Source organism: Spirosoma jeollabukense (genome assembly GCF_054777855.1).
Genome location: NZ_BAAHAD010000069.1, coordinates 1 through 927, shown reverse-complemented (window position 1 = coordinate 927; position 927 = coordinate 1). Strand labels below are relative to the sequence as shown.

2 protein-coding genes are annotated in these 927 nt (G+C 23.2%); both read right to left on the bottom strand.

What is annotated here, in order from left to right:
* A partial coding sequence (locus ACYVEA_RS34560) for a proton-conducting transporter transmembrane domain-containing protein (RefSeq protein WP_461117912.1) occupies window positions 1–198 on the bottom strand: 198 nt, incomplete at its 3' end.
* A 246-nt stretch (window positions 199–444) separates the two neighbouring features.
* A partial coding sequence (locus ACYVEA_RS34555; RefSeq protein ID WP_461117911.1) for a proton-conducting transporter transmembrane domain-containing protein occupies window positions 445–927 on the bottom strand: 483 nt, incomplete at its 5' end.

Below are 927 nucleotides of genomic sequence, written 5' to 3'. Positions count from 1 at the left end.
TAAAAAGACATTTAAATTTGTTATAATATATTGAATTATATAAAAAATATATGCTTGATATGAATCTATATTATGTACTATTAAAGCTAATAATATAAAACCTATATGTGATATTGTACTATATGCTAATAATCTTTTTATTCTTGTTTGTGTTAAACCTAAAATTGTTCCAATTACTAAAGATAAAAAACAACTTATAGATAAACTTGTTGTTCATGAATAATATTGTATAGTAGATTGTAATAAACAACTACTATATTGTACTAACTCTAACAACAGTACTAATATAGCTATTTTTCCTAAGATAGCTATAAAAGTTGTTACTATTGTTGGAACACCATCATACACATCCGGAGATCATCAATGAAATGGTGCAGCAGCAATTTTAAATAAAAACCCTACTGATATCAATAATAAACTATAAAATACATAACTGTGCATATATCATGTTGAATAGTCAACATATTTTTCTGAATCAGAAATAATGGAATATATTCCATCAAGATTAGTTAGTCCAGAATTAGCATATATTAACCCTATACCTAATAATATAAAACAAGATGATAAACCTCCTAATAAAAAATATGTTAAGGCAGAACCTGTAGAAGATTCTGAATTTCTATGCATTGATGATATTATATATAAACTAAAACTTTGTAACTCTATACACAAATATATAGATCCTAAATCACCACTTGCTAATAACAATGTTGCTCCACTTATAACAAATATTATTATTAAAGCATATTCTATTAATGTAAATTGTTCTGACACTTTATTTATTATATTAGTATATTCTTTTACTTTTTTAAATAATACATCTATCATTGTATTAGAATCTCCTATATATTTTTTTCTAGGATAAAAAGCTGTCATTAACAATATTATACCACATACTATTAATATAAATATTTGGAATATTTGTGT